Source organism: Enterobacter sp. 302C9 (assembly GCF_034106085.1).
Lineage (GTDB): Bacteria > Pseudomonadota > Gammaproteobacteria > Enterobacterales > Enterobacteriaceae > Enterobacter > Enterobacter asburiae_B.
Window position 1 is genome coordinate 149,974 of sequence record NZ_JAWNBW010000004.1, and the last position, 26,851, is coordinate 176,824.

The following is a 26,851-nucleotide window of genomic DNA, read 5'->3' on the forward strand; positions in this document are numbered from 1 at the left end:
AGTTCACTCCGTGGCAAGGTTAAAGTTTGGCGGCGAGAAGATCTTCAAGTTTGCGCTGGTCGACGGCGAACTGGCGGATGCCGTCCGCCAGTTTTTCCACGGCCATGGCGTCCTGATTGTGCTCCCAGCGGAACTCCGCTTCGGTCATGGCTTTCGGTTTTGGCAGAACGGTGGAGGTCGGCACCAGCTTGCGGATCACCGTTTCTTCTTTGTCCTGTAGCTCCTGGAGCAGGTTAGGGGAGATGGTCAGACGGTCGCAGCCTGCCAGGGCGAGGATCTGCTCGGTACGGCGGAAGCTGGCCCCCATCACGATGGTTTCATAGCGGTGCTGTTTGTAGTAGTCGTAGATATTACGGACCGATTTCACGCCCGGATCCTCATCCACCACGTACGGATCCATCGGCTGTTTCGCCTGATACCAGTCGTAGATGCGCCCGACAAACGGCGAGACGAGGAACACGCCCGCTTCAGCGCAGGCGCGCGCCTGGGCAAACGAGAACAGCAGCGTCAGGTTGCAGTGGATGCCCTCTTTTTCCAGCACCTCTGCCGCGCGGATGCCTTCCCAGGTGGAGGCCAGCTTGATCAGAATGCGTGATTTATCGATCCCCTGCTCCTCGTACAGTTCCACCAGGCGACGCGCCTTATTAATGCTCTTTTCTTTATCGAACGAGAGGCGGGCGTCGACTTCGGTCGAGACGCGGCCCGGGATGCTTTTAAGAATTTCCGCACCAAAATTAACCGCCAACTTATCGCTGGCTTCGGCAACCTGCTGCTCCTGCGTTTTCCCGCGCTGTTTACCGTAGGCAATGGCGTCATCAATCAGATGGCTAAAATGGGCAAGCCCTGCAGCTTTGAGCAGTAGCGAAGGGTTAGTGGTCGCGTCCTCCGGCTGATAGTGGCGAATCGACTCGATATCGCCGCTGTCTGCAACCACGGTGGTGAATTTTTTGATGCCGTCTAGCTGGTTCATAAATAATTACTCCTTGGAAATAAAAGAGTTAGATGAGTGCGTTAGTTCACACTTCTGGAAAAATCATGATGGACTTAACAAAAAAGCATAGCAGACGGGGGAGGCATTGCTTTTGAGACGGGTAACATGGCTGTTATAAATTGATAACAATTTTTAATGTGTGATGGTGAGAGTTTGGCTGCCTTCAAAGTTTAGGAGGCGGCCTGAGGCGATACTAGGCGGCACACCAGGGTGTGCATCAGGATCGCTTACGTCACCCTTTTGACCGATACGTGAAAGGAAAAATAAGATGGATGAGCAGTTGAAACAGAGTGCCCTCGATTTTCACGAGTTCCCTGTCCCGGGCAAAATCCAGGTCTCCCCAACCAAGCCGCTGGCAACCCAGCGCGATCTGGCGCTGGCCTATTCGCCGGGCGTCGCAGCCCCGTGTCTGGAAATCGAAAAAGACCCGCTGGCGGCCTACAAATACACCGCGCGCGGCAACCTTGTCGCCGTGATCTCTAACGGCACGGCGGTGCTGGGGCTGGGCAACATCGGCGCGCTGGCCGGTAAGCCGGTGATGGAAGGGAAGGGGGTACTGTTCAAGAAATTCGCCGGTATCGACGTGTTCGATATCGAGGTGGATGAACTCGATCCTGACAAATTCATCAACGTGGTGGCCGCGCTGGAGCCGACCTTCGGCGGGATCAACCTGGAAGACATCAAAGCGCCGGAATGTTTCTATATCGAGCAGAAGCTGCGCGAGCGTATGAACATTCCCGTGTTCCATGATGACCAGCACGGAACCGCGATTATCAGCACCGCCGCAATTCTCAACGGCCTGCGCGTGGTAGAGAAAAATCTCTCCGACGTGCGCATGGTCGTCTCTGGCGCAGGCGCCGCGGCCATCGCCTGTATGAACCTGCTGGTGGCGCTGGGTATGCAGAAACACAACATTGTGGTCTGCGACTCCAAGGGCGTTATCTATAAAGACCGCGAGCCGAACATGGCGGAAACCAAAGCGGCGTACGCGGTCGACGACGACGGTAAGCGCACCCTGGACGACGTGATCGACGGCGCGGATATCTTCCTCGGCTGCTCGGGTCCGAAAGTACTGACCCAGGAGATGGTGAAGAAGATGGCGCGTGCGCCAATGATCCTGGCCCTGGCGAACCCTGAGCCGGAAATCCTGCCGCCGCTGGCGAAAGCGGTGCGCGAAGACGCCATCATCTGTACCGGCCGTTCGGACTACCCGAACCAGGTCAACAACGTGCTCTGCTTCCCGTTCATCTTCCGCGGCGCGCTGGACGTCGGCGCAACGGCGATCAACGAAGAGATGAAGCTTGCCGCCGTTCACGCCATCGCCGAGCTGGCGCACGCCGAGCAGAGCGAAGTGGTTGCGTCCGCCTACGGCGATCAGGATCTGAGCTTTGGTCCGGACTACATCATTCCAAAACCGTTCGACCCGCGTCTGATTGTTAAAATTGCCCCTGCGGTGGCCAAAGCGGCGATGGACTCCGGCGTAGCGACGCGTCCGATTCACGATTTCGACGCTTACGTCGATAAGCTCACCGAGTTTGTCTATAAAACGAACCTGTTCATGAAGCCGATCTTCTCCCAGGCGCGCGCCGACGCGAAGCGCGTGGTGCTGGCGGAAGGGGAAGAGGCGCGCGTGCTGCACGCCACCCAGGAGCTGATCACCTTAGGCCTGGCGAAGCCGATCCTGATTGGTCGTCCGAGCGTGATTGAAATGCGTATCCAGAAGCTGGGCCTGCAGATTAAGCCGGGCGTCGACTTCGAGATCGTTAACAACGAATCCGATCCGCGCTTCAAAGAGTACTGGAGCGAATACTACGCGATCATGAAGCGCCGGGGGATCACCCAGGAGCAGGCTCAGAAAGCGGTCATCAGCAACACAACGGTGATCGGCGCGATCATGGTGCATCGCGGCGAGGCGGACGCGCTGATCTGCGGCACCATCGGCGACTACCACGAGCACTTTAGCGTGGTGCAGGAGATCTTCGGCTATCGCGACGGCGTCCATACCGCCGGGGCGATGAACGCGCTGCTGCTGCCGAGCGGCAACACCTTTATTGCGGACACCTACGTTAACGACGATCCGACCCCGGACGAGCTGGCGGAAATCACGGTGATGGCCGCCGAGACCGTGCGTCGCTTTGGTATTGAGCCGAAGGTGGCGCTGCTGTCGCACTCTAACTTTGGTTCGTCTAAATCCGCGGCGGCCTGCAAAATGCGTCAGACGCTGGAGCTGGTGCGCGAGCGTGCGCCGGAGCTGATGATTGACGGGGAAATGCACGGCGATGCCGCGCTGGTGGAAAGCATCCGTAACGAACGTATGCCGGACAGCCCGCTGAAGGGATCGGCCAACATACTGATTATGCCGAACGTGGAAGCGGCGCGTATCAGCTATAACCTGCTGCGCGTCTCCAGCTCTGAAGGGGTGACCGTAGGACCGGTACTGATGGGCGTGGCGAAACCGGTGCACGTGTTAACGCCGATTGCCTCTGTGCGTCGTATCGTGAATATGGTGGCGCTGGCGGTGGTTGAGGCGCAGACGCAGCCGCTGTAATTTTTACCCTCTCCCAAAGGGAGAGGGCATAAGGGCTACACCCAGTCCCGAACCTGAATAAACTCACGCAAGGCAGCCTCCGGGCTGCCTTCTTTTGGTTCGTAGCAGTACTCCCAGCGCACCAGCGGCGGCATCGACATCAGAATCGACTCCGTGCGCCCCCCGGTCTGCAGACCGAACAGCGTCCCGCGATCCCACACCAGGTTGAACTCCACGTAGCGCCCGCGGCGGTAAAGCTGGAACTCTCGCTCGCGCACGCCGTAGTCGGTATTTTTACGGCGCTCGACGATGGGCAGATAGGCGTCGGTATAGCCTTCGCCTACCGCGCGCATAAAGCTGAACGCGGTATCAAAATCAGGCGTGTTGAGATCGTCAAAGAACAGCCCGCCGATGCCGCGCTGCTCATCGCGGTGCTTCAGGTAAAAATAGTCGTCGCACCACTTTTTAAATTTCGGGTAGACGTCTTCGCCAAACGGCAGGCAAAGATCCCGCGCGGTGGTGTGCCAGTGCACGGCATCTTCTTCGAAGCCGTAGTAGGGCGTTAAATCGAAACCGCCGCCGAACCACCAGACCGGGTCGGCGCCTGGTTTTTCCGCAATGAAAAAGCGCACGTTGGCGTGGCTGGTGGGCACGAACGGGTTGTGCGGGTGCACTACCAGCGAGACGCCCATCGCCTCGAAGCTGCGGCCCGCCAGTTCAGGACGATGCGCCGTCGCAGATGCGGGCATGGCGTCGCCGTGAACGTGGGAAAAATTCACGCCTGCCTGTTCGAAGATGCCGCCGTTTCGCAGCACGCGGCTGCGCCCGCCGCCTCCGGCCTCGCGCTGCCAGTTATCTTCCTGAAATTCACCGCCGTCTGCGGCAGCCAGTTTCTGGCAGATCTCATCCTGCAGCTGCAGCAGGAAGGTTTTGACCAGTTGAGCATCGGGTTTCATCAACGTTTCCTGGAGTGCGCTTTTTGGTTATCGAACCAGTTGAAGTAACTGATAATGCCGGAGGCGATAGCGTTGGCGATCTTCTGACGAAACGCCGTGGTGCCGAGGAGCCGCTCTTCTTCCGGGTTGGTAATAAAGGACGTTTCCACCAGCACGGACGGGATGGACGGCGACTTCAGCACCACGAATGCCGCCTGCTCGGTGCCTTTGCTGTGCAGACGATGCACCGGCTTAATTTTCTTCAGAATATGCGAGCCGAGCGTCAGGCTATTTTTAATCGTATCCGTCTGCACGAGGTCGAACAGCACCTGCTGAAGCAGGTGATCTTTGTCGGTGGCTTTTTTCCCGGCGACTTCATCCGCGCGGTTTTCGCGGTCGGAAAGGTATTTTGCCATGGCGCTACTGGCGCCACGGTTAGAGAGTGCAAACACCGAGGCGCCGGCCGCAGAAGGGTTGGTAAAGCCGTCGGCGTGAATCGACATAAAGAGATCCGCACCGTGCTGGTGGGCGATCTCAACGCGGTCATACAGCGGAATAAAGGTGTCGCCAGAGCGCGTCAGACGGGCGTCAATGCCGTTGCTGCGTAAAATTGCGCGCACATTTTTTGCAATTGCCAGCACGACGTGTTTTTCTTTCGACCCGTTTTTGCCGATGGCGCCGGTATCAATACCGCCGTGGCCCGGGTCGAGCATTACCAGACGCTTCGCGCCCGGCTTTTTGGTTTTCGGTTTGCTGTGTCCGTTACTGGTTTTGAGCGTGCTCTCGTCTTTTGCCTGAGCCTGCTTTGCGATGCCCGTTAACGTTAAGGCCGCCAGCCCCGCTTTGAGAACCTGACGACGCGATGTGAGTGCTTTTAATGGTTTGAATGTGCTCATGCGGCCTGAATACTAAAAAATGGGGTCCTGGTGTTATATCGTATCGTGTTTCCCGTTACGACAGTCCATGTTGAGAATTGTTTTACTTTTCATTTCAATACGTGACAAAGTGACATTATGCCAAATTTTGGCGAGATTTTCCCCGGTTATTGGCGAAAGGCGAGCTTCGCGCCATAATCACTGTTTTTAAACCCGAAAAGGCGGTTAATACCATGGAGATACGCGTTTTTCGCCAGGAAGATTTCGAAGAGGTGATCACCCTTTGGGAGCGCTGCGATCTGCTGCGTCCGTGGAACGATCCGGAAATGGATATCGAACGTAAGGTGAATCACGACGTCAGTCTGTTTCTGGTCGCGGAAGTCAATGGCGAGGTTGTGGGGACGGTCATGGGCGGTTACGACGGCCACCGCGGCTCGGCCTATTATCTTGGCGTCCACCCGGAATACCGTGGCCGCGGCATCGCCAATGCGCTGCTGAACCGGCTCGAGAAGAAGCTGATCGCCCGCGGCTGCCCGAAAATCCAGATCATGGTGCGGGAAGATAACGACGTGGTGCTCGGCATGTATGAGCGTCTGGGCTATGAGCATTCCGACGTGCTGAGTTTAGGAAAGCGTCTGATCGAAGATGAAGAGTACTGAGATCCATCCGGCAGACTATGACGCGCAGGGCCGCGTCAGGCTGCCCTTTTTATTCTGGTGCGTTCTGCTGCTCCAGGCCCGAACCTGGGTGCTGTTTGTGATGGCCGCCGCGTCGCGCGGGCAGGGTGACACGCTGCTGAATCTCTTTTATCCCGATCACGACGCCTTCTGGCTCGGCTTGCTGCCGGGCGTACCGGCGGTGGTCGCTTTTTTGTGCAGCGGACGACGGCATGCGATCCCACGTTTCTGGCGCGCGCTTCGCTGGCTGCTGATCCTCGCCCAGGTTGCGCTGCTCTTCTGGCAGCCGGTACTCTGGTGGTACGGTGAACCGCTGACGGGCACCGGCGTTGCGCTGGTGGTTGCCGATATTGTGGCGCTGCTGTGGCTGCTGACCAACCCGCGTCTTCGCGCCTGTTTTGCCGATCAGGATGATTAATCCGGCACTTTTTGCCGATGTCGCACTCCAACAAGCGTTGATTTAACAAGAAAGGACGTTTCAATGAAATCGCTGCGTTTACTTTTATGCGCTCTCCCGCTGGCGTTGACCGGCTGTTCGACGCTCTCCTCCATTAACTGGTCCGCCGCGTATCCGTGGAACTGGTTTGGCTCATCAACGGAAGTGACCGAGCAGGGCGTGGGGAAAATTACCGCCGCGACGTCGCTGGATCAGGACGCCATTCAGGATGCGCTCAGCGGCGATTACCGCCTGCGCAGCGGCATGAAAACGGAGAATGGCAATATTGTTCGCTATTACGAAGCGCTGAAGGGCGACAAGCTGGCGCTGGTGATTAACGGTGACAAAGGCACCGTAAACCGTATCGCTGTGATGGATGAGGATATTCCGACGGCGAGCGGTGTGAAGGTGGGGACGGCGTTCAGCGACCTTTATAAGCAGGCCTTTGGCAACTGCACCAGCCTGCCGTCTGACGACAAGGTCGCGGTGGAATGTAAGGCTGAAGGCAGCCAGCACATCAGCTATGTCTTCACCGGAACCTGGAGCGGCCCGGAAGGTCTGATGCCGTCTGACGACACGCTCAGGAGCTGGAAAGTGAGCAAAATACTCTGGAAGCAGTAATTTGCGCCTGAACAAACCGCCTCGCTGAAATCCGGGTATAATAGCCGCCATCAATGCCACGCTGACGTGGCATCTTTATTTCAGGAGGAGCGATGTCTCAGGTTCAGAGTGGCATTTTGCCAGAACATTGCCGCGCGGCGATTTGGATTGAAGCCAATGTTAAAGGGGACGTGGATGCCCTGCGTGCGGCCAGTAAAGCGTTTGTTGATAAGCTGGCCACCTTCCAGGCCAAATTCCCTGAAGCCCACCTCGGCGCGGTTGTTGCCTTTGGCAATAACGTCTGGCGTCAGCTGAGCGGTGGCGAAGGGGCGGAAGAGCTGAAAGACTTCATCCCTTACGGCAAAGGTCTGGCTCCGGCAACCCAGTACGACGTGCTGATCCACATTCTCTCCCTGCGTCACGACGTGAACTTCTCCGTTGCCCAGGCGGCAGTAGCGGCCTTTGGCGACAGCATTGAGGTGCAGGAAGAGGTTCACGGCTTCCGCTGGGTGGAAGAGCGCGATCTGAGCGGCTTCGTCGACGGGACCGAAAACCCGGCAGGCGAAGAGACGCGTCGTGAAGTCGCGGTAATCAAAGACGGCGTGGACGCAGGCGGCAGCTACGTGTTCGTGCAGCGCTGGGAGCACAACCTTAAGCAGCTTAACCGCATGAGCGTGCACGACCAGGAGATGATGATTGGCCGTACTAAAGAAGCCAACGAAGAGATCGACGGCGACGACCGTCCTGTAACATCTCACCTGACCCGCGTTGACCTCAAAGAAGACGGCAAAGGGCTGAAGATTGTTCGCCAGAGCCTGCCGTACGGCACGGCAAGCGGCACGCACGGCCTCTACTTCTGCGCGTACTGCGCGCGGCTGTATAACATTGAGCAGCAGCTGCTGAGCATGTTCGGCGATACCGACGGCAAGCGCGACGCCATGCTGCGCTTCACCAAACCGGTGACCGGCGGCTACTACTTTGCGCCGTCCGTTGAGCGTCTGCTGGCGCTGTAATGGCCTTTCTCCCTCTCCCTGTGGGAGAGGGCCGGGGTGAGGGCATCAGGCCTCACCCTTATTCCCTTTTCTGCTTCTAAATCACCAAACGGTATATAAAACCGTTACTCCTTTCATCCCCGTTATAAATATTATGACTATAAGATAGTCATCACATTTATAAGGGTGCGCAATGGCCGTTACTGTACTGAAAAAAGGAACTCTGGCGCTGGCAGGTTTACTGCTGGTGGCACAGGCGCAGGCGACTGAACTGTTGAACAGTTCGTATGACGTCTCCCGCGAGCTGTTTGCCGCCCTTAATCCACCGTTTGAACAGCAGTGGGCGAAAGATAATAACGGCGACAAGCTGACCATTAAGCAGTCCCACGCCGGGTCGTCCAAGCAGGCGCTGGCGATTTTGCAGGGCCTGAAAGCGGATGTGGTGACTTACAACCAGGTGACTGACGTGCAGATCCTGCACGACAAAGGCAAGCTGATCCCGGCAGACTGGCAGAGCCGACTGCCGAACAATAGTTCCCCGTTCTATTCCACCATGGGCTTCCTGGTGCGTAAGGGCAACCCGAAGAATATCCACGACTGGAGCGACCTGGTGCGTTCCGACGTGAAGCTGATTTTCCCGAATCCAAAAACTTCCGGTAACGCGCGTTATACCTATTTAGCCGCGTGGGGCGCGGCGGACAAGGCTGACGGTAATGATAAAGCCAAAACCGAGCAGTTCATGACCCAGTTCCTGAAAAACGTCGAAGTGTTTGATACCGGCGGCCGCGGGGCGACAACGACCTTCGCGGAACGCGGTCTCGGCGATGTTCTGATCAGCTTTGAATCGGAAGTGAATAACATCCGCAAACAGTACGAAGCGCAGGGCTTCGAGGTCGTTATCCCGAAAACCAACATCCTGGCCGAGTTCCCGGTGGCATGGGTGGATAAAAACGTGCAGGCGAACGGTACCGAGAAAGCGGCAAAAGCCTATCTCAACTACCTGTACAGCCCGCAGGCGCAGACCATCATTACCGATTACTACTACCGCGTGAATAACCCGGACGTAATGAACAAGCTGAAAGATAAGTTCCCGCAGACCGATTTGTTCCGCGTGGAAGATCATTTCGGCTCCTGGCCTGATGTGATGAAAACGCATTTTGCCAGCGGCGGTGAGTTAGACAAACTGCTGGCGGCGGGGCATAAGTAATGTTTGCAGTTTCGACAAAACGCGTGCTGCCGGGTTTTACCTTAAGCCTCGGGACCAGCCTGCTGTTCGTCTGCCTGATCCTGCTGTTGCCGCTCAGCGCGCTGGTGATGCAGCTTGCTCAGATGAGCTGGGCGCAATACTGGGACGTGGTCACCAACCCGCAGGTGGTGGCGGCCTATAAGGTGACGCTGCTGTCGGCGTTTGTCGCCTCCATTTTTAACGGTGTGTTTGGCCTGCTGATGGCGTGGATTTTAACCCGCTATCGCTTCCCGGGCCGCACGCTGCTTGACGCCCTGATGGATCTGCCGTTTGCGCTGCCGACTGCAGTGGCGGGCTTAACCCTCGCGTCGCTCTTCTCCGTGAACGGGCTGTACGGCGAGTGGCTGGCGAAATTTGACATCAAAGTGACCTACACCTGGCTCGGTATCGCGGTGGCGATGGCCTTTACCAGCATCCCGTTTGTGGTCCGTACCGTGCAGCCTGTGCTGGAAGAGTTGGGGCCGGAATACGAAGAAGCGGCGGAAACGCTGGGTGCCACGCGCTGGCAGAGCTTCCGCAAGGTGGTTCTGCCGGAGCTCTCTCCGGCGCTGATGGCGGGCGTCGCGCTGTCGTTTACCCGCAGCCTCGGTGAGTTCGGCGCGGTGATTTTTATCGCCGGGAACATCGCCTGGAAAACAGAAGTCACCTCGCTGATGATTTTCATCCGTTTGCAGGAGTTTGATTATCCGGCGGCGAGCGCGATTGCCTCGGTGATCCTGGCGGCGTCGCTGCTGCTGCTGTACTCAATTAACACTCTGCAAAGTCGCTTTGGTCGACGTGTGGTAGGTCACTGATGGCGGAAGTTACGCAATTGAAGCGATACGATGCACCCCGCATCAACTGGGGTAAATGGTTTCTGATTGGGGCGGGCGTGCTGGTTTCCGCCCTCATTCTCGTCGTGCCGACGGTTTATATCTTCGTTCAGGCGTTCAGCAAGGGGCTGATGCCCGCGCTGGAAAACCTGGCGAACCCGGATATGCTGCATGCCATCTGGCTGACCGTGCTGATTGCGCTGATCACCGTGCCGGTGAACCTCGTGTTCGGGACCCTGCTGGCCTGGCTGGTAACCCGCTTTAACTTCCCGGGACGTCAGCTGCTGCTGACCCTGCTGGACATTCCTTTCGCCGTATCGCCGGTGGTGGCGGGTCTGGTGTACCTGCTCTTTTACGGCTCCAACGGTCCGTTGGGCGGCTGGCTGGACGAGCATAACCTGCAGATCATGTTCGCCTGGCCGGGCATGGTGCTGGTCACCATCTTCGTGACCTGTCCGTTTGTGGTGCGTGAGCTGGTGCCGGTGATGTTAAGCCAGGGGAGCAACGAAGACGAAGCGGCGGTGCTGCTGGGCGCTTCCGGCTGGCAGATGTTCCGTCGCGTGACGCTGCCGAATATCCGCTGGGCGCTGCTTTACGGCGTGGTGCTGACCAACGCCCGCGCGATTGGCGAGTTCGGTGCCGTTTCCGTCGTCTCCGGCTCCATCCGGGGTGAAACCCTGTCGCTGCCGCTCCAGATTGAGCTGCTGCAGCAGGACTACAACACCATCGGCTCGTTTACTGCCGCAGCGTTGCTGACGCTGATGGCCATCTTGACCCTGTTTTTGAAGAGTGTGGTGCAGTGGCGTTTAGAAAATCAGGAAAAACGTCAGCATCAGGAGGGAAATCATGAGCATTGAGATTGCCAATATTAAGAAGTCTTTTGGTCGCACCCAGGTGCTGAATGATATCTCGCTGGATATCCCTTCCGGACAAATGGTGGCGCTGCTGGGGCCGTCCGGCTCGGGCAAAACCACGCTGCTGCGTATTATCGCCGGGCTTGAGCATCAGACCAGCGGGCACATCCGCTTTCACGGCACCGACGTGAGCCGCCTGCACGCCCGCGATCGTAAAGTAGGCTTTGTGTTCCAGCACTACGCGCTGTTCCGCCACATGACCGTGTTCGACAACATCGCGTTTGGCCTGACCGTGCTGCCGCGTCGCGAACGTCCGGATGCGGCAACTATTAAGGCGAAAGTGACCAAACTGCTGGAGATGGTGCAGCTGGCTCACCTGGCGGATCGTTTCCCGGCCCAGCTGTCCGGCGGGCAGAAACAGCGCGTGGCGCTGGCGCGCGCGCTGGCCGTTGAGCCGCAAATTCTGCTGCTGGATGAACCCTTCGGCGCGCTGGATGCGCAGGTGCGTAAAGAGCTGCGCCGCTGGCTGCGTCAGCTCCATGAAGAGCTGAAATTCACCAGCGTCTTCGTGACCCACGATCAGGAAGAGGCGATGGAAGTTGCGGATCGCGTGGTGGTCATGAGCCAGGGCAACATTGAGCAGGTTGACGAGCCGGAGCAGCTCTGGCGTGAACCGGCGACCCGCTTCGTGCTGGAGTTTATGGGCGAGGTAAACCGTCTGCAGGGCACTATTCGCGGCGGACAGTTCCACGTTGGCGCGCATCGCTGGCCGCTGGGCTATACCTCCGCGCATCAGGGGCCGGTCGATCTGTTCCTGCGTCCGTGGGAAGTGGACGTGAGCCGCCGAACCAGCCTGGATTCACCGCTGCCGGTGCAGGTGCTGGAAGCTAGCCCTAAAGGTCACTACACCCAATTAGTGGTACAGCCGCTGGGCTGGTATACCGAGCCGCTGACCGTGGTCATGCGCGACGACGTGCCGCCGCACCGGGGTGAGCGCCTGTTTGTTGGGTTGCAGCACGCCCGTATTTATCACGGGAAGGAGCGCATCGAGACGCGCGAGGATATTGCTCTGGCGGAGTCAGCCTGATAGGTTAGGATTACGTAGTTTTGCCGGGTGGCGCTGCGCTTACCCGGCCTACAATATGACGTCTGTAGGCCCGGTAAGCGAAGCGCCACCGGGCTTTTTATTGGACAGCGATCATGAATACATTAGAAAACACCATCGGCAACACTCCTTTGGTCAAGCTTCAGCGCACGGGTCCGGACAACGGCAGCGAAATCTGGGTCAAACTCGAAGGCAATAACCCGGCGGGGTCGGTGAAAGACCGCGCGGCGCTGTCGATGATTGTCCAGGCCGAAAAACGCGGAGAAATTAAGCCAGGCGACGTGCTGATTGAGGCCACCAGCGGCAACACCGGTATCGCCCTGGCGATGATCGCCGCGCTGAAAGGCTACCGCATGAAGCTGCTGATGCCGGACAACATGAGCCAGGAGCGCCGCGCCGCGATGCGTGCCTACGGGGCCGAGCTGATTCTGGTGACCAAAGAGCAGGGAATGGAAGGCGCACGCGACTTAGCGCTGGAGATGGCCGGGCGCGGTGAAGGTAAACTGCTGGATCAGTTCAACAACCCGGACAACCCGTACGCGCACTACACCACCACCGGCCCGGAAATCTGGCAGCAAACCGACGGGCGTATCACCCATTTTGTCTCCAGCATGGGCACCACAGGCACCATTACCGGGGTATCGCGTTTTCTGCGCGAGCAGGAAAAAGCCGTCACCATCGTTGGCCTCCAGCCGGAAGAGGGGAGCAGCATTCCGGGGATTCGCCGCTGGCCGGCGGAGTATATGCCCGGCATCTTTAATGCGCAGCTGGTGGATCAGGTGCTGGATCTTCACCAGCGCGAGGCGGAAAATACCATGCGTGAGCTGGCCGTGCGCGAAGGTATCTTCTGCGGCGTCAGTTCGGGCGGCGCGGTAGCGGGTGCGATTCGGGTGGCGCAGGCAAACCCGGGGGCGGTAGTAGTGGCGATTATTTGCGATCGCGGCGATCGCTATCTGTCTACCGGCGTCTTTGGTGAAGAGAGTTATTCGCAGGGGGCGGGGATTTAAGCGTCATGGAGATGATTCTATTCCGGGATAACACCCGGGCGCAGCAAACCGACATTGTCGCAGTGCAGTCGCAGGTGGTTTACGGCAGCGTGGGGAACAGCATTGCGGTACCGAATATTCGTACCCACAGGCTGAACGTCACCGCCGTGCCGACGGTTCTGTTTAGCAACACGCCGCATTACGACACGTTTTATGGTGGGGTGATCCCCGACGAGTGGTTCAGCGGCTATCTTAAGGCACTGGAAGAACGCGAGATCCTGCGCGAGCTTAAAGCGGTCACCACCGGCTATATGGGCAGCGCAAGCCAGATCGTCCTGCTGGCTCAATGGCTGAAGGCGGTCAAAGCGCAGCATCCTGACCTGCTGGTGCTGGTCGACCCGGTTATCGGAGATATCGACAGCGGTATGTACGTCAAGCCCGAGATCCCGCAGGCGTATCGGGAGCACCTGCTGCCGCTGGCGCAGGGGATTACGCCAAACGTCTATGAGCTGGAAGTGTTAAGCGGCAAACCGTGCCGTACGCCGGAAAGCGCCATCGCGGCGGCGCAGGGACTGCTCTCTGATAGCCTGAAATGGGTGGCGATCACCAGCGCGCCGGTGACCGATGACCCGGAAAACATCCACGTGGTGCTGGTGACGAATGAAGGCGTGACCGTCAGTGCGCATCCGCGCGTAGAAACCGATCTGAAAGGGACGGGCGACCTGTTCTGTTCAGAGCTGGTGAGCGGAATTGTTGAGGGGAAAACCGTTGCCGACGCCATTCGCATGGCCGGCGATCGGGTGACTGACGTGATGCTCTATACCCAGTCGAAGGGCTACGACGAGCTTATCCTACCGGCATAAACAAAAATGGCGCCCGAAGGCGCCATTTTTCTGTGCGGCAAGAATTACTTCTTGATGCGGATAACCGGAGTTTCACCTACGGTGACGCTGCCAGACAGTTTGATCAGTTCTTTGATTTCGTCCATGTTGGAGATAACAACCGGCGTCAGGGTAGACTTGGCTTTTTCTTCCAGCAGTGGCAGATCGAATTCAATTACCGGGTCGCCAACTTTAACACGCTGGCCTTCTTCCGCGATACGTTTGAAGCCTTCGCCTTTCAGTTCAACGGTGTCGATACCGAAGTGAACGAACAGTTCGATACCGCTATCAGATTCGATAGAGAACGCATGGTTGGTTTCAAAAATTTTACCGATGGTGCCGTCAACTGGAGCAACCATTTTGTTGCCAGTTGGTTTGATAGCAATGCCATCACCAACGATTTTCTCAGCAAACACTACATCCGGCACGTCTTCGATGTTGACGATCTCGCCGGAGAGCGGAGCAACAATCTCAATAGTTCCGGAGTCTTTCTTATCATCAGAAACCAGAGATTTCAGTTTATCGAACAAACCCATGATCTTCTCCTAAGCAGTAATTTGGGCCGCATCTCGTGGATTAGCAGATTGTTTTTTCTTCAATGAACTTGTTAACCAGCGTCATTAACTCGTCCGTTGTCGGTTGAGCAAGAGCCTGCTCTGCTAACACCTTCGCATCTTCGAAGTTCGTGTTACGGATAATCTTCTTAATGCGCGGGATGGAAATGGCGCTCATAGAGAATTCGTCCAGACCCATACCCAGCAACAGAAGTGTAGCACGTTCGTCGCCTGCAAGCTCACCACACATGCCAGTCCATTTACCTTCTGCATGAGAAGCATCAATAACTTGCTTGATCAAGTTCAGTACGGACGGTGACATTGGCTGGTAGAGATGTGAAATCATATCATTACCACGGTCAACTGCCAGGGTGTACTGCGTTAAATCATTGGTGCCGATACTAAAGAAATCAACTTCTTTGGCTAAATGACGCGCAATGGTCGCCGCCGCAGGTGTTTCCACCATCACGCCGATCTCGATTGACTCGTCAAACGCTTTACCTTCGTCGCGCAGTTCCTGTTTGTAGATTTCGATCTCTTTCTTCAGTGCACGCACTTCTTCAACAGAGATGATCATCGGGAACATGATGCGCAGTTTACCGAAAGCAGAGGCACGCAGGATCGCGCGAACCTGGTCACGCAGGATCTCTTTACGATCCATCGCGATACGGATTGCACGCCAGCCCAGGAACGGGTTCTCTTCTTTCGGGAAGTTCATGTACGGCAGCTCTTTGTCGCCGCCGATGTCCATGGTACGGACGATAACCGCCTGAGAACCACACGCTTCAGCCACGGCTTTATAGGCAGCAAACTGCTCTTCTTCCGTTGGCAGCGCGTCGCGGTCCATGAACAGGAATTCTGTACGATAGAGACCTACGCCTTCCGCACCGTTGCGCTCAGCGCCATCAACGTCGCGGACGGTACCGATGTTTGCGCACACTTCTACCTGATGGCCGTCCAGGGTGATGGCTGGCAGGTCTTTCAGCTTAGCGAGTTCCGCTTTTTCAGTCGCAACCTGCTCCTGAACCGCGCGCAGTTTATCGATCTCTTCATTGGTTGGGTTGACGTAAACCAGATTGTTTACGGCATCCAGAATCAGATAGTCGCCGTTTTTCACCTGAGAGGTGACGCTACCGGTACCCACGATGGCAGGCAGTTCCAGAGAGCGCGCCATGATAGAGGTGTGGGAGGTACGGCCACCCGCGTCAGTGATGAAACCGAGGACCTTTTTCAGGTTCAGCTGTGCGGTTTCAGACGGGGTGAGGTCAGCGGCAACCAGGATCACTTCATCCTGAATCGCGCTCAGGTCGATAATGGCCAGACCCAGAATGTTGCGCAGCAGGCGCTTACCGATGTCACGTACGTCAGCCGCACGCTCTTTCAGGTATTCATCATCCAGTTCTTCCAGGGCAGTTGCCTGACCTTCGATAACTTCATGCGCAGCCGCATCGGCCGTCATGCCTTTATCTTTAATCAGGGCTATGATTTCCTGCTCCAGCTCCTCATCTTCGAGCAGCATGATGTGCCCTTCGAAGATGGCTTCTTTTTCTTCACCGAAAGTTTCGCCAGCTTTAGTTTTGATTGCTTCCAGTTGCGCAGATGCCTTGGCACGACCGCTCAGAAAACGTTCAACTTCCTGATCAACCTTGTCGGCAGAAATTTTTTTCCGGTCGATGACGATCTCGTCTTCTTTCAGCAGCAGTGCTTTGCCGAAAGCGATACCCGGGGATGCTAAAATGCCTGAAATCATAACCCTACCTTACTTGTGACTGATATTTAAAAGAACCCGGAAACTTACTCGAGCTCAGCCATCAGTTTTACCAGATGCTCAACTGCTTTCTGCTCGTCTTCACCTTCTGCAGAGATGGTGACAACGGTGCCCTGAGTCAGGCCCAGAGTCTGCAGTTTGAACAGGCTTTTTGCGCTCGCGCTTTTGCCGTTGGAAGTCACAGTGATTTCAGAAGTGAAGCCTTTTGCTTCTTTAACAAACTGAGCAGCAGGGCGGGTGTGCAGACCGTTCGGAGCGGTAATGGTAACTTCTTGCTGGAACATTGTATTTCCCCAACTTATAGGTTTAGTGTTGTGGAACTAAAGTCTAGCCTGGCGACTGAACTTTAGCCTGTATTGTTAGCGCTGACGTTTCGATCGTCATTAAACATTATGCAGCGAAAGCAAGACTTGAACCAAATCATAAAATCGATTCAGCAAGGCTATTTCATTCACCGATTAATTTCACGCATCAAAATAATTGCTGGTTTAAATACCAGACCCAACGGGGTGAAGCAATGCCAGGAGGGGCAAAAGTTTGAAGCAGGCCACAAAAAAGCACCTGAAAAGGTGCTTTTTTACGCGTTATTAACATGCTGGCACTACTGTTGCAGCTCTTTTTCGGTAAACAGATCGGCAAACAGTGCGGTGCTCAAGTAACGCTCGCCCGAAGAAGGAAGGATAACCACAATATTCTTGTTGGTAAAGGCTTCATCTTCCTGAAGCTTGAGCGCTGCCGCAACGGCTGCACCGGAAGAGATACCCGCCAGAATGCCTTCTTCATCCATCAGGCGACGCGCGGTAGAAATGGCTTCTTCGTTAGTGATAGTCACCACTTTATCGATCAGCTTCAGATCCAGGTTGCCCGGAATGAAGCCTGCGCCAATACCCTGAATTTTATGCGGGCCTGGCTTAAGCTCTTCACCCGCCAGTGCCTGGGTGATAACCGGTGAGTCAGTTGGCTCAACGGCAACGGTGATCAGGTCTTTTTTACCCTTTGTGCCTTTAATATAGCGTGACACGCCGGTCAGCGTACCGCCGGTACCTACGCCGGAGATAAAGACGTCAACCTGGCCGTCGGTATCTTCCCAGATTTCCGGACCGGTGGTCTTCTCGTGAATTTCCGGGTTAGCCGGGTTGCTGAACTGCTGCAGCAGCAGATATTTCGCCGGATCGCTGGCCACAATCTCTTCAGCTTTCTGAATGGCGCCCTTCATGCCCTTCGCGCCTTCGGTCAGCACCAGGTTCGCGCCCAGCGCTTTGAGCAGCTTACGACGCTCAATGCTCATGGTTTCTGGCATGGTCAGCGTCAGCTTGTAGCCACGCGCGGCGGCCACATAGGCCAGAGCGATACCGGTGTTACCGCTGGTCGGTTCCACCAGCTCAACGCCAGGCTTCAGTACGCCACGTTTTTCAGCATCCCAAATCATGTTTGCACCGATACGGCATTTTACGCTGAAGCTCGGGTTACGTGATTCGACCTTCGCCAGAATGCGTCCATTACCGATACGGTTCAGTCGAACCAGGGGCGTATGACCGATAGTCAGCGAGTTGTCTTCATAAATCTTACTCATGGCCTGTCCTTAACTGTATGAAATTGGGATACCGACCCAGCATACCTGTTGAGCAGGTAGGGGGAAGTAAGGAATTCGCATATCTATATACTGCAAGGAAATAATGGGGATCAGTATGGAATAAGGGGCGGCATAAGCCACCCCTGCTTTACACATTTTTGCATTATTTCCATAACGCGTGCTTAGCACGGTAGCAGTCGACCCACATCGCCGTCGCGCCGCAGACGGCGACGGGCATGATGAACAGATTCAGGAAGGGAATCATGGTGAACAGGCTGGTCAGCGCGCCAAACTGCATGTTGGCGACCTTCTGGCTTCGCAGGGCAGTGCGCATCTCTTTAAACGGCACCTTGTGGTTATCGAACGGATAGTCGCAGTACTGGATGGCCAGCATCCAGGCGCTGAACAGGAACCACAGCACCGGCGCCACCGTCTGGCCAATGCCTGGCACAAAATAGAGGGTAAGCAGCACGACCGCGCGGGGCAGGTACCAGGCAAACTTCTGCCACTCGCGCTTCATGATGCGTGGCAGGTCTTTCATGATCCCCAGCACGCCCGTGTCCGGTGGCGTCGCACCGGTAAGCCGCGCTTCCAGCTGTTCCGCCAGCAGACCGTTAAACGGTGCGGCTATCCAGTTGGCAATTGTCGAAAAGAAGTACCCAAACACCAGCAGCACAGAGATCACCGCCACCGGCCAGAGCAGGTAGTTAAGCCACTGCAGCCAGTCCGGAACGTAACTCATCAGCGACGGGATCCAGCTCTCCAGCTTTGTGAATAGCCACCAGAACGCGCCGCCCATCAGAATAATGTTGATCAACAACGGCAGAATCACGAAGCGTCGAATCCCCGGCAGGGAGACCAGTTTCCAGCCCTGAGAAAAATACCAGACGCCGCTTCGCGGGGGAGAAGAAGATGTTGAAACCATAGCCAGGCTGTACTCCTTTTTACACAACCAGTGGAATTGCCCGCCTATATTATCCACTTACGGAGCAATGACCAGTTCGGAAATGTTCGAAAAACCAGCAAAAAGCACGATTTCCTTCATCTTTATGCTGTGAATGCTCTGCACACACTTGCACTTGACGTAAACGGCAAATACTCTTAGTGAGTAAATGTTTGCCGTGGTGGCAAGGTGTTAGAACAACAGAGAATATAATGATGCAGGATTTGCGTCTGATATTAATCATTGTTGGCGCGATCGCCATAATCGCTTTACTGGTACATGGTTTCTGGACCAGCCGTAAAGAGCGTTCCTCGATGTTTCGCGATCGCCCACTGAAGCGCATGAAGTCCAGTCGTGACGACGATGACAGTGAAGATGACATCGACGGCAGCGATGACGACGGCGTGGGTGAAGTTCGTGTTCATCGGGTCAATACTGCGCCCGGCGCAGGCCATGGGGAGCATGAAGCGCCTCGTCCTTCGCAGCACCAGTATCAACCGCCGTATGCTTCTGCACAGCCGCGCCAGCCAGCGCCGCAGCCTGTGGAAGAACCGGTGCGCCAGCCGCCGCAACAGCCTGTCTATCAGCAGCCTGCTGCGCCACAGCCGGTTCAACAGCAACCGTTGCAGCAGCCCGTGCAGCAACAGCCTGCTCAGCCGGTACAACAACCGCAGCAGCCTGTTCACGTACAGCCTGCGCCTCAGCCTGCTCCGGCTCCACACGTTGAGCCTGAGCCCGTTGTAGAACCAGAGCCGGTTGTTGAAAAACCGCAGCGTAAAGAAGCGGTGATCATCATGAACGTGGCCGCGCATCACGGCAGCCATCTTAACGGTGACGTGCTGCTCAACAGTATTCAACAGGCAGGATTCAAGTTTGGCGATATGAACATTTTCCATCGTCACCTGAGCCCTGACGGTAGCGGCCCGGCGCTGTTCAGCCTGGCCAATATGGTTAACCCTGGCACCTTTGATCCGGAAATGACCGGTGATTTCGTGACCCCGGGCGTCACTATCTTTATGCAGGTGCCTTCTTACGGCGACGAACTGCAAAACTTTAAGCTGATGCTGCAGTCCGCTCAGCACATCGCTGACGAAGTCGGCGGCGTGGTGCTCGACGATCAGCGTCGAATGATGACCCCGCAGAAGCTGCGCGAGTATCAGGACCGCATCCGCGAAGTTAAGGAAGCTAACGCGTAATCGTCGCGTTTACTTCAACTCCTCCTCAACCCCCGCCTGTCGGGGGTTTTTTCTCATTGATGGTGCGATATGGACTCAATCGAACAACAACTCACTGAACTGCGAACCACGCTTCGCCATCATGAATACCTCTATCATGTTATGGACGCGCCGGAAGTCCCGGATGCCGAATATGACCGCCTGATGCGCGAACTGCGCGAATTAGAGGCGCAGCATCCGGAGCTTATCACGCCGGATTCCCCCACCCAGCGCGTCGGCGCTGAGCCGCTGGGCGCTTTCAGCCAGGTGCGCCATGAGGTGCCGATGCTGTCGCTGGATAACGTATTTGATGAAGAGAGCTTCCTCGCGTTTAACAAGCGCGTGCAGGATCGCCTGAAAAGCAGCGACTCCCTCACCTGGTGCTGCGAGCTCAAGCTGGATGGCCTGGCGGTCAGTCTTCTCTATGAAAACGGTGTGCTGGTGCGTGCCGCAACGCGTGGCGACGGTACGACGGGCGAAGACATCACCACCAACGTGCGTACCATCCGCGCGATCCCGCTGAAGCTGCAGGGTGACAACATTCCCGCGCGTCTGGAAGTGCGCGGCGAGGTGTTCCTGCCCCAGGCGGGCTTCGAGAAAATTAACGATGAGGCGCGTCGCACCGGCGGGAAGGTGTTTGCTAACCCGCGTAATGCGGCGGCAGGCTCTCTGCGCCAGCTTGACCCGCGTATTACCGCGAAGCGACCGCTTACTTTCTTCTGCTACGGCGTCGGTATTCTGGAGGGCGGCGAGCTGCCGGATACGCACCTCGGACGCCTGCTGCAGTTTAAAGCGTGGGGCCTGCCGGTGAGCAACCGCGTTCAGCTCTGCGACTCGCCGGAAGCGGTGCTGGCGTTCTACCACAAGGTGGAAGAGGACCGTCCGACGCTCGGGTTTGATATTGATGGCGTTGTCATCAAGGTGAATTCACTGGCGCAGCAGGAGCAGCTGGGCTTTGTGGCGCGCGCGCCGCGCTGGGCGGTGGCGTTTAAGTTCCCTGCTCAGGAGCAGATGACCGTCGTTCGCGACGTGGAGTTCCAGGTTGGCCGTACGGGGGCGATTACCCCGGTCGCCCGTCTGGAGCCCGTTCAGGTTGCGGGCGTGCTGGTGAGTAACGCTACGCTGCATAACGCCGATGAAATCGAACGCCTCGGCCTGCGCATTGGTGACAAAGTGGTGATTCGCCGCGCGGGCGACGTTATCCCGCAGGTGGTTAACGTCGTGGAGTCAGAACGTCCTGCCGATACGCGCGAGATCGTCTTCCCGACCCACTGCCCGGTGTGCGGCTCCGACGTTGAGCGTGTGGAAGGTGAAGCGGTGGCGCGCTGTACGGGGGGGTTAATCTGTGGTGCGCAGCGTAAAGAATCGCTGAAGCACTTCGTCTCCCGTCGGGCGATGGACGTCGACGGCATGGGCGACAAGATTATCGATCAGCTGGTTGAGAAAGAGTATGTCCATACGCCAGCGGATCTCTTCAGGCTGACGGCAGGTAAACTGACCGGTCTGGATCGCATGGGGCCAAAGTCAGCCCAGAATGTGGTTAACGCGCTGGAAGCCGCCAAAGAGACGACCTTTGCCCGCTTCCTGTACGCGCTGGGCATTCGTGAAGTGGGTGAGGCGACGGCAGCGGGCCTGGCGGCGTACTTTGGTACGCTGGAGGCGCTGGAAAAGGCAAGCATCGACGAGCTGCAGAAAGTCCCTGACGTTGGCATTGTGGTCGCCACGCACGTCTTTAACTTCTTCGCCGAAGAGAGCAACCGTGAAGTTATCGGCAAGCTGCTGGAAGAGGGCATCAGGTGGCCCGCGCCGGTGGTGGTTAACGCCGAAGAGATCGACAGCCCGTTCGCCGGTAAAACGGTAGTCCTGACCGGCAGCCTGAGCCAGCTTTCACGCGACGATGCGAAAGCGCGCCTGGTGGCGCTGGGGGCCAAAGTGGCGGGCAGCGTGTCGAAGAAAACCGACCTGGTGATCGCCGGGGAAGCGGCGGGTTCGAAGCTGGCAAAAGCCCAGGAGCTCGGCATTGCGGTTATCGATGAAGCGGAAATGATGCGTCTGTTAGGAGAGTAACGTGGAGAAAGAACAGCTCGTTGAAATAGCCAATACGGAGATGCCGTTCGGTAAATACAAGGGCCGCAGGCTGATTGATTTGCCGGAGGAGTATCTGCTGTGGTTTGCCCGTAAGGATGAATTCCCGGCAGGGCGGCTGGGCGAGCTGATGGCTATCACGTTACTGATCAAAACTGAGGGGCTGACCCCGCTGGTTCAGCCCCTGAAACGTCCTTAAGCCTTCGCGGCGCGGGTATCTTCCTGCGCCAGCTTTTCGGTCTGGCGCTTGTAGCGACGCGCCAGCACCGCGCAGACCATCAGCTGGATCTGGTGGAAAATCATCAGCGGCAGCACCATCATCCCAATCACCGAGGTCGGGAACAGAATATTGGCCATCGGGATACCGTTCGCCAGGCTCTTTTTGGAACCGCAGAAGACAATGGTGATTTCATCCGCTTTGCTGAAGCCGCACCTGCGTGCCACAAAGACGTTTACCGCAATCACAATCGCCAGCAGAACGAGGCTGACCACCACGATAAACAGCAGCGAGCCTGCGCCCACCTTATGCCAGATCCCGTTCACAACCGCTTCGCTGAAGGCGGAATAGACCACCAGCAGAATCGACGACTGGTCGGTTTTTGAGATCCATTTCTTGTGCTTTGCCACGAACGCCCCGGTCCATGGACGGGATAGATGCCCCAGGACAAACGGCAGCAGCAGCTGCAGGCAGATTTTTCCAACCTGCTCGAGATTGCCTTCCGCGCCGTGCATGTTCATCAGCAGGCCCACCAGCAGCGGGGAAACGAAAATCCCTAACAGGCTGGATGCCGATGCCGAGCAAACCGCGGCCGCAACGTTTCCTCCGGCGAGAGAGGTAAAGGCAATGGCGGACTGCACGGTAGCCGGCAGAATACAGAGATACAGGAAACCGGTGTAGAGCGCCGGGTCGACGTTAACCGGCGCCCACCAGGCAAACAGCACCCCGAGGATTGGGAACAGAATGAACGTGCTGCACATCACCCAGAGGTGCAGACGCCAGTGGCTACCGCCGGCAATAATCGCTTCGCGCGAGAGCTTTGCGCCGTGCATAAAGAACAGCAGCGCGATGGCGGCCGTCGTCAGCCCTTCAAAAAACGGGACGAAGCCCCCGCGGGCGGGGAAGAACGAGGCCAGTAAAACGGTAACCACCAGGGTGAGCGTAAACGGATCAACAATACGAAATAGTTTCATAATGACTCCTGAAAACAGATGTCGCTATTGTGCTTTTTTCCATTTGAGAAATAAAATTGATTTATTGCATCCATTCATGAATGAAATAGATGAATTACTCCTTACGCCAGCTTCGTATTTTCGTCACCGTCGCTCACGCCCGCAGCTTTAGCCGGGCAGGGGAGATGATTGGCCTGAGCCAGTCGGCGGTCAGCCACAGCGTGAAAGAGCTTGAGAATCAGTCCGGGGTGAAGTTGCTTGACCGCACAACCCGTGAAGTGGTGCTGACCGAAGCAGGGCAGCAGCTCGCCCTGCGTCTTGAACGATTGCTGGATGAGCTGAACAGCACGCTCAGAGACGTGGGGAGGCTGGGGCAGCAGCTTTCGGGGACCGTGCGCGTCGCGGCCAGTCAGACAATCTCTGCACACCTTATCCCGCATTGTATTGCCGAGGGAAGTCATCGCTACCCGGACATTGATTTTGTCCTGCATGACAGGCCGCAGCAGTGGGTGCTGGAGAGCATCCGTCAGGGTGATGTGGATTTTGGTATCGTTATCGATCCTGGCCAGGCTAGCGATCTGGCGTGCGAAAGCGTACTTTCCGAGCCCTTTTTGTTGCTCTGCCGTGACGACGACCCGCTGGCCACGTTGCCGGAAATCAGCTGGCAGTCTCTGACGGGCGCGAACCTGGTTTTACAGGATTATGCCTCGGGCAGTCGTCCGCTGATTGATTCCGCGCTGGTGAATCAGGGTGTAAAGGCAACGATCGTGCAGGAGATTGGTCACCCGGCGACGCTGTTTCCCATGGTGGAAGCCGGCATTGGCATCAGCGTGTTGCCCGCCCTGGCGCTTCCCCTGCCGCAGGGAAGCCGGCTGGCCGTCAAGCGATTAACGCCCGTTGTTGAGCGAAAGCTGATGCTGGTGCGGCGAAAAAATCGCTCACTCTCAGGGGCGGCGCAGGCTATCTGGGAAGTGGTGCGTATCCAGGCACAACGATTAACCGAAGCCCGCATACGCGACCCACTGTTTAACGCATCAGAAGATTAGATGTAAATATCAATCTGATTATTGTCTGAAGGGGTATTCACACCTTCCACTTTGCCCAGCTTTTGATCCTGCTTCTTTTGGGCCTCTTCTGCCTGCTGGCGCTGCAGCGCGGCGAGCTGTGCCTGCAGCACTTTGAGCTGGGTCTGAATAAGTTCCTGCTGCTTTTTCTTCTCATCGGTGCTGACGGGACTGTTTGCCAGCTCTTTTAACTGCTGAGTCAGCTTTTTGATCTTGTCGAGAATGCGGGTGATTTGCGCAGCAATATCGTTACTGCTCGAAGTTCCACTCGCGCCGCTGGTTTGAATCTGTTGGGTTGAAGCCTGAATGGTCGTCATACTTTTTCCTCGCGTTATAAAACAGAGGTATCGGCACCAACGGGATTAGCTTGAGCAAAACTGCCATATCTGGCAGGGAGTTACATTGATACACAATCAGTATTGATGATGCGGTGAAAGTGTACTGGAAGGCGGAAGTAGACAAACTGCAGATAGCAAAAAGGCGCCTTTAGGGCGCCTTTCTACATTGGTGGGTCGTGCAGGATTCGAACCTGCGACCAATTGATTAAAAGTCAACTGCTCTACCAACTGAGCTAACGACCCGAAATGGTGGGCGATGACGGGCTCGAACCGCCGACCCCCTCCGTGTAAAGGAGATGCTCTACCAACTGAGCTAATCGCCCATTTCGGAACTGCTGCGATAAGGTGAGAATGGTGGGCGATGACGGGCTCGAACCGCCGACCCCCTCCGTGTAAAGGAGATGCTCTACCAACTGAGCTAATCGCCCAATCTCAATTCTTATCTACACTGCGGGTCTACCGAAGTAGATGGTGGGTGATGACGGGCTCGAACCGCCGACCCCCTCCGTGTAAAGGAGATGCTCTACCAACTGAGCTAATCACCCCCGCTGTGTGGAGTCGCATTATAGGGAGAGTTGAAAATGAGTCAACGCATTTTCTAAAGTTTTTATTCGTTCGTCGTAAAATTAAACAAAACGATCGCGAAACGGGCAATGACGCATGATTTCTAAACAAAAATCGCAAACTCGGTCACGATAAAGGGATCAACATTGAGGAATCCCCCCACAGTGATAGAATATTGCCCATCGTTTTTTCCCCAGGATTTGCCGATTGCCGGCATCTTTATAACGTAAGGCCATTTCATGAAAATCAAAACTCGCTTCGCGCCGAGCCCGACAGGCTATCTGCACGTCGGTGGTGCACGTACCGCTCTCTATTCCTGGCTTTTCGCACGCCACAACAAAGGTGAGTTCGTGCTGCGTATTGAAGACACCGATCTTGAGCGCTCCACGCCGGAAGCAATTGAAGCCATTATGGATGGGATGAACTGGCTGAATCTGGAATGGGATGAAGGTCCTTACTTCCAGACCAAACGCTTTGACCGCTATAACGCTGTCATTGATGAGATGCTGGTCGCGGGCACGGCGTATAAGTGCTACTGCTCTAAAGAGCGTCTGGATGAACTGCGTGAAGCGCAGATGGCGAACGGTGAAAAGCCGCGTTATGACGGCCGCTGCCGCCACGACCATAGCGAGCATGCTGCAGATGAGCCTTGCGTGGTGCGTTTTGCTAACCCGCAAGAGGGCTCGGTGATCTTTGACGACCAGATCCGTGGCCCAATTGAATTCAGCAACCAGGAGCTGGACGATCTGATCATCCGTCGTACCGACGGTTCTCCAACCTACAACTTCTGCGTTGTGGTTGACGACTGGGATATGGAAATTACCCACGTTGTCCGTGGTGAAGACCATATCAACAATACGCCACGTCAGATCAACATCCTGAAGGCGCTGAACGCCCCTGTGCCAGTTTATGCGCACGTCTCCATGATCAACGGCGATGACGGGAAAAAACTGTCTAAACGTCACGGTGCGGTAAGCGTTATGCAGTATCGCGACGACGGTTATCTGCCTGAAGCACTGCTGAACTATCTGGTGCGTCTGGGCTGGGCCCACGGTGACCAGGAGATCTTCAGTCGCGAAGAGATGATCGAACTGTTCTCTCTGAGCTCTGTAAGCAAATCAGCGAGCGCCTTTAATACCGACAAGCTCCTGTGGCTGAACCATCACTACATCAACACCATGCAGCCAGAATATGTGGCGACGTATCTGCAGTGGCATATTGAGCAGGCAAATATTGATACCCGCACTGGCCCTGAGCTGGCGGACCTGGTGAAACTCCTCGGCGAGCGCTGCAAAACGCTGAAAGAGATTGCCGAAAGCTGCCGCTACTTCTATGAAGAGTTTGAAGAGTTCGACGCGGACGCCGCGAAGAAACACCTCCGTCCGGTTGCGCGTCAGCCGCTGGAAGTGGTGCGCGACAAGCTGGTGGCCCTTACCGAGTGGACCGCTGAGAATGTGCATCACGCCATTCAGGCGACGGCAGACGAGCTGGAAGTCGGTATGGGTAAAGTCGGCATGCCATTGCGCGTTGCGGTGACCGGGGCGGGTCAGTCTCCGGCACTGGATGTGACGGTTCACGCCATCGGCAAGTCACGCAGCGTAGCGCGTATTAACAAGGCGCTGGACTTTATCGCTGAACGTGAAAATCAGCAGTAATTAGGC

At 56.4% G+C, this 26,851-nt stretch carries 26 protein-coding genes and 4 tRNA genes; 16 read left to right on the forward strand and 14 right to left on the reverse strand.

Features of this window, described 5'->3' with window-relative positions; genetic code table 11:
- Window positions 1-19: 19 nt before the first annotated feature.
- Window positions 20-970, reverse strand: coding sequence for a transaldolase (tal, locus tag UR289_RS10530; RefSeq protein ID WP_033146157.1), 951 nt, complete (start codon window positions 968-970; stop codon window positions 20-22).
- 289 nt (window positions 971-1,259) lie between these two features.
- Between tal and maeB the strand changes: the two genes are divergently transcribed.
- Complete coding sequence (maeB, locus tag UR289_RS10535) at window positions 1,260-3,539, forward strand: NADP-dependent oxaloacetate-decarboxylating malate dehydrogenase (RefSeq protein WP_023308741.1); 2,280 nt, start codon at window positions 1,260-1,262, stop codon at window positions 3,537-3,539.
- 35 nt (window positions 3,540-3,574) lie between these two features.
- On the opposite strand, the gene hemF is transcribed toward maeB, so the two are convergent.
- Complete coding sequence (gene hemF / locus UR289_RS10540) at window positions 3,575-4,474, reverse strand: oxygen-dependent coproporphyrinogen oxidase (protein ID WP_029739984.1); 900 nt, start codon at window positions 4,472-4,474, stop codon at window positions 3,575-3,577.
- Window positions 4,474-5,349 carry an N-acetylmuramoyl-L-alanine amidase AmiA gene (gene amiA, locus UR289_RS10545; RefSeq protein WP_023308739.1) on the reverse strand — a complete coding sequence of 292 codons (876 nt, stop codon included), beginning with the start codon at window positions 5,347-5,349 and terminating at the stop codon, window positions 4,474-4,476. Before amiA ends, hemF begins: the two co-directional genes overlap by 1 nt.
- Window positions 5,350-5,561: 212 nt before the next feature.
- Between amiA and UR289_RS10550 the strand changes: the two genes are divergently transcribed.
- From UR289_RS10550 to pdxK, 10 genes are all read left to right on the forward strand, one after another.
- On the forward strand, window positions 5,562-5,987 hold the full coding sequence (locus tag UR289_RS10550; protein WP_023308738.1) for a GNAT family acetyltransferase: 426 nt from the start codon (window positions 5,562-5,564) through the stop codon (window positions 5,985-5,987).
- Window positions 5,974-6,423 carry a DUF2919 domain-containing protein gene (locus UR289_RS10555; protein ID WP_167818369.1) on the forward strand — a complete coding sequence of 150 codons (450 nt, stop codon included), beginning with the start codon at window positions 5,974-5,976 and terminating at the stop codon, window positions 6,421-6,423. The genes UR289_RS10550 and UR289_RS10555 overlap by 14 nt, the downstream gene beginning before the upstream one ends.
- Before the next feature lie 63 nt (window positions 6,424-6,486).
- Window positions 6,487-7,062, forward strand: coding sequence for an RpoE-regulated lipoprotein (locus UR289_RS10560; RefSeq protein ID WP_211438343.1), 576 nt, complete (start codon window positions 6,487-6,489; stop codon window positions 7,060-7,062).
- Window positions 7,063-7,154: 92 nt separating this feature from the next.
- Window positions 7,155-8,054: a Dyp-type peroxidase gene (locus tag UR289_RS10565; RefSeq protein WP_039263701.1), complete on the forward strand. Its 900-nt coding sequence runs from the start codon at window positions 7,155-7,157 to the stop codon at window positions 8,052-8,054.
- A 172-nt stretch (window positions 8,055-8,226) separates the two neighbouring features.
- On the forward strand, window positions 8,227-9,240 hold the full coding sequence (locus UR289_RS10570) for a sulfate ABC transporter substrate-binding protein (RefSeq protein WP_023308734.1): 1,014 nt from the start codon (window positions 8,227-8,229) through the stop codon (window positions 9,238-9,240).
- Window positions 9,240-10,073: a sulfate/thiosulfate ABC transporter permease CysT gene (gene cysT, locus UR289_RS10575; RefSeq protein WP_004123378.1), complete on the forward strand. Its 834-nt coding sequence runs from the start codon at window positions 9,240-9,242 to the stop codon at window positions 10,071-10,073. Before UR289_RS10570 ends, cysT begins: the two co-directional genes overlap by 1 nt.
- Window positions 10,073-10,948 carry a sulfate/thiosulfate ABC transporter permease CysW gene (gene cysW, locus UR289_RS10580; protein WP_023308733.1) on the forward strand — a complete coding sequence of 292 codons (876 nt, stop codon included), beginning with the start codon at window positions 10,073-10,075 and terminating at the stop codon, window positions 10,946-10,948. The genes cysT and cysW overlap by 1 nt, the downstream gene beginning before the upstream one ends.
- Window positions 10,938-12,032, forward strand: a complete 1,095-nt coding sequence (gene cysA, locus UR289_RS10585) for a sulfate/thiosulfate ABC transporter ATP-binding protein CysA (protein WP_008501607.1) — start codon at window positions 10,938-10,940, stop codon at window positions 12,030-12,032. Before cysW ends, cysA begins: the two co-directional genes overlap by 11 nt.
- A 113-nt stretch (window positions 12,033-12,145) precedes the next feature.
- Complete coding sequence (cysM, locus tag UR289_RS10590; protein WP_320710030.1) at window positions 12,146-13,057, forward strand: cysteine synthase CysM; 912 nt, start codon at window positions 12,146-12,148, stop codon at window positions 13,055-13,057.
- Between the two features lie 5 nt (window positions 13,058-13,062).
- The gene (gene pdxK / locus UR289_RS10595; RefSeq protein WP_033146151.1) at window positions 13,063-13,899 is read left to right on the forward strand and encodes a pyridoxine/pyridoxal/pyridoxamine kinase; all 837 of its coding nucleotides are present in this window, start codon (window positions 13,063-13,065) and stop codon (window positions 13,897-13,899) included.
- A gap of 44 nt (window positions 13,900-13,943) precedes the next feature.
- On the opposite strand, the gene crr is transcribed toward pdxK, so the two are convergent.
- The 5 genes from crr to cysZ form a co-directional block, all read right to left on the reverse strand.
- Window positions 13,944-14,453, reverse strand: a complete 510-nt coding sequence (gene crr, locus UR289_RS10600) for a PTS glucose transporter subunit IIA (RefSeq protein WP_003861316.1) — start codon at window positions 14,451-14,453, stop codon at window positions 13,944-13,946.
- Between the two features lie 40 nt (window positions 14,454-14,493).
- On the reverse strand, window positions 14,494-16,221 hold the full coding sequence (ptsI, locus tag UR289_RS10605; protein ID WP_023332954.1) for a phosphoenolpyruvate-protein phosphotransferase PtsI: 1,728 nt from the start codon (window positions 16,219-16,221) through the stop codon (window positions 14,494-14,496).
- A gap of 44 nt (window positions 16,222-16,265) precedes the next feature.
- Window positions 16,266-16,523 carry a phosphocarrier protein Hpr gene (ptsH, locus tag UR289_RS10610; protein WP_000487600.1) on the reverse strand — a complete coding sequence of 86 codons (258 nt, stop codon included), beginning with the start codon at window positions 16,521-16,523 and terminating at the stop codon, window positions 16,266-16,268.
- Window positions 16,524-16,840: 317 nt separating this feature from the next.
- Complete coding sequence (gene cysK, locus UR289_RS10615) at window positions 16,841-17,812, reverse strand: cysteine synthase A (RefSeq protein WP_014884739.1); 972 nt, start codon at window positions 17,810-17,812, stop codon at window positions 16,841-16,843.
- Between the two features lie 163 nt (window positions 17,813-17,975).
- Entirely contained in the window at window positions 17,976-18,737 is a 762-nt protein-coding gene (gene cysZ, locus UR289_RS10620; protein ID WP_320710039.1) for a sulfate transporter CysZ, read from the reverse strand.
- A gap of 230 nt (window positions 18,738-18,967) precedes the next feature.
- Here cysZ and zipA point away from each other — a divergent pair, with 230 nt between their 5' ends.
- From zipA to UR289_RS10635, 3 genes are all read left to right on the forward strand, one after another.
- Window positions 18,968-19,951: a cell division protein ZipA gene (zipA, locus tag UR289_RS10625; protein WP_224979225.1), complete on the forward strand. Its 984-nt coding sequence runs from the start codon at window positions 18,968-18,970 to the stop codon at window positions 19,949-19,951.
- A gap of 69 nt (window positions 19,952-20,020) precedes the next feature.
- Complete coding sequence (ligA, locus tag UR289_RS10630; protein WP_320710041.1) at window positions 20,021-22,036, forward strand: NAD-dependent DNA ligase LigA; 2,016 nt, start codon at window positions 20,021-20,023, stop codon at window positions 22,034-22,036.
- Between the two features lies 1 nt (window position 22,037).
- A complete protein-coding gene (locus UR289_RS10635) occupies window positions 22,038-22,253 on the forward strand; it encodes a DUF3820 family protein (RefSeq protein ID WP_224979224.1) in 216 nt (71 codons plus the stop codon).
- Here the strand turns inward: UR289_RS10635 and UR289_RS10640 are convergent.
- A complete protein-coding gene (locus UR289_RS10640) occupies window positions 22,250-23,245 on the reverse strand; it encodes a bile acid:sodium symporter family protein (protein ID WP_320710043.1) in 996 nt (331 codons plus the stop codon). The two genes, UR289_RS10635 and UR289_RS10640, sit on opposite strands and share 4 nt — an antisense overlap.
- Window positions 23,246-23,334: 89 nt before the next feature.
- On the opposite strand from UR289_RS10640, the gene UR289_RS10645 reads away from it, so the two are divergent.
- The gene (locus tag UR289_RS10645) at window positions 23,335-24,270 is read left to right on the forward strand and encodes a LysR family transcriptional regulator (RefSeq protein WP_320710044.1); all 936 of its coding nucleotides are present in this window, start codon (window positions 23,335-23,337) and stop codon (window positions 24,268-24,270) included.
- On the opposite strand, the gene UR289_RS10650 is transcribed toward UR289_RS10645, so the two are convergent.
- The 5 genes from UR289_RS10650 to UR289_RS10670 form a co-directional block, all read right to left on the reverse strand.
- Window positions 24,267-24,605 carry a FlxA-like family protein gene (locus UR289_RS10650; RefSeq protein WP_047060695.1) on the reverse strand — a complete coding sequence of 113 codons (339 nt, stop codon included), beginning with the start codon at window positions 24,603-24,605 and terminating at the stop codon, window positions 24,267-24,269. The genes UR289_RS10645 and UR289_RS10650 overlap by 4 nt on opposite strands.
- A 188-nt stretch (window positions 24,606-24,793) precedes the next feature.
- A tRNA-Lys gene (locus UR289_RS10655) sits at window positions 24,794-24,869 on the reverse strand.
- Between the two features lie 4 nt (window positions 24,870-24,873).
- Window positions 24,874-24,949, reverse strand: a tRNA-Val gene (locus UR289_RS10660).
- Window positions 24,950-24,978: 29 nt separating this feature from the next.
- A tRNA-Val gene (locus UR289_RS10665) sits at window positions 24,979-25,054 on the reverse strand.
- Window positions 25,055-25,095: 41 nt separating this feature from the next.
- Window positions 25,096-25,171, reverse strand: a tRNA-Val gene (locus tag UR289_RS10670).
- A gap of 258 nt (window positions 25,172-25,429) precedes the next feature.
- Between UR289_RS10670 and gltX the strand changes: the two genes are divergently transcribed.
- Window positions 25,430-26,845 (forward strand): glutamate--tRNA ligase, encoded by a 1,416-nt coding sequence (gltX, locus tag UR289_RS10675; RefSeq protein ID WP_320710046.1) that lies wholly within the window; start codon window positions 25,430-25,432, stop codon window positions 26,843-26,845.
- The last annotated feature ends 6 nt before the right edge of the window (window positions 26,846-26,851 follow it).

Coding starts and splice junctions, on each gene's coding strand:
- gltX (WP_320710046.1), top strand. CDS start 25,430: ATGAAAATCAAAACTCGCTTCGCGCCGAGCCCGACAGGCTATCTGCAC.
- cysW (WP_023308733.1), top strand. CDS start 10,073: ATGGCGGAAGTTACGCAATTGAAGCGATACGATGCACCCCGCATCAAC.
- tal (WP_033146157.1), bottom strand. CDS start 970: ATGAACCAGCTAGACGGCATCAAAAAATTCACCACCGTGGTTGCAGAC.
- UR289_RS10560 (WP_211438343.1), top strand. CDS start 6,487: ATGAAATCGCTGCGTTTACTTTTATGCGCTCTCCCGCTGGCGTTGACC.
- ptsH (WP_000487600.1), bottom strand. CDS start 16,523: ATGTTCCAGCAAGAAGTTACCATTACCGCTCCGAACGGTCTGCACACC.
- zipA (WP_224979225.1), top strand. CDS start 18,968: ATGATGCAGGATTTGCGTCTGATATTAATCATTGTTGGCGCGATCGCC.
- ligA (WP_320710041.1), top strand. CDS start 20,021: ATGGACTCAATCGAACAACAACTCACTGAACTGCGAACCACGCTTCGC.
- maeB (WP_023308741.1), top strand. CDS start 1,260: ATGGATGAGCAGTTGAAACAGAGTGCCCTCGATTTTCACGAGTTCCCT.
- cysK (WP_014884739.1), bottom strand. CDS start 17,812: ATGAGTAAGATTTATGAAGACAACTCGCTGACTATCGGTCATACGCCC.
- UR289_RS10565 (WP_039263701.1), top strand. CDS start 7,155: ATGTCTCAGGTTCAGAGTGGCATTTTGCCAGAACATTGCCGCGCGGCG.
- cysT (WP_004123378.1), top strand. CDS start 9,240: ATGTTTGCAGTTTCGACAAAACGCGTGCTGCCGGGTTTTACCTTAAGC.
- UR289_RS10640 (WP_320710043.1), bottom strand. CDS start 23,245: ATGAAACTATTTCGTATTGTTGATCCGTTTACGCTCACCCTGGTGGTT.
- UR289_RS10650 (WP_047060695.1), bottom strand. CDS start 24,605: ATGACGACCATTCAGGCTTCAACCCAACAGATTCAAACCAGCGGCGCG.
- UR289_RS10645 (WP_320710044.1), top strand. CDS start 23,335: ATGAATTACTCCTTACGCCAGCTTCGTATTTTCGTCACCGTCGCTCAC.
- crr (WP_003861316.1), bottom strand. CDS start 14,453: ATGGGTTTGTTCGATAAACTGAAATCTCTGGTTTCTGATGATAAGAAA.
- UR289_RS10550 (WP_023308738.1), top strand. CDS start 5,562: ATGGAGATACGCGTTTTTCGCCAGGAAGATTTCGAAGAGGTGATCACC.
- UR289_RS10570 (WP_023308734.1), top strand. CDS start 8,227: ATGGCCGTTACTGTACTGAAAAAAGGAACTCTGGCGCTGGCAGGTTTA.
- cysA (WP_008501607.1), top strand. CDS start 10,938: ATGAGCATTGAGATTGCCAATATTAAGAAGTCTTTTGGTCGCACCCAG.
- cysZ (WP_320710039.1), bottom strand. CDS start 18,737: ATGGTTTCAACATCTTCTTCTCCCCCGCGAAGCGGCGTCTGGTATTTT.
- amiA (WP_023308739.1), bottom strand. CDS start 5,349: ATGAGCACATTCAAACCATTAAAAGCACTCACATCGCGTCGTCAGGTT.
- UR289_RS10555 (WP_167818369.1), top strand. CDS start 5,974: ATGAAGAGTACTGAGATCCATCCGGCAGACTATGACGCGCAGGGCCGC.
- cysM (WP_320710030.1), top strand. CDS start 12,146: ATGAATACATTAGAAAACACCATCGGCAACACTCCTTTGGTCAAGCTT.
- ptsI (WP_023332954.1), bottom strand. CDS start 16,221: ATGATTTCAGGCATTTTAGCATCCCCGGGTATCGCTTTCGGCAAAGCA.
- hemF (WP_029739984.1), bottom strand. CDS start 4,474: ATGAAACCCGATGCTCAACTGGTCAAAACCTTCCTGCTGCAGCTGCAG.
- pdxK (WP_033146151.1), top strand. CDS start 13,063: ATGGAGATGATTCTATTCCGGGATAACACCCGGGCGCAGCAAACCGAC.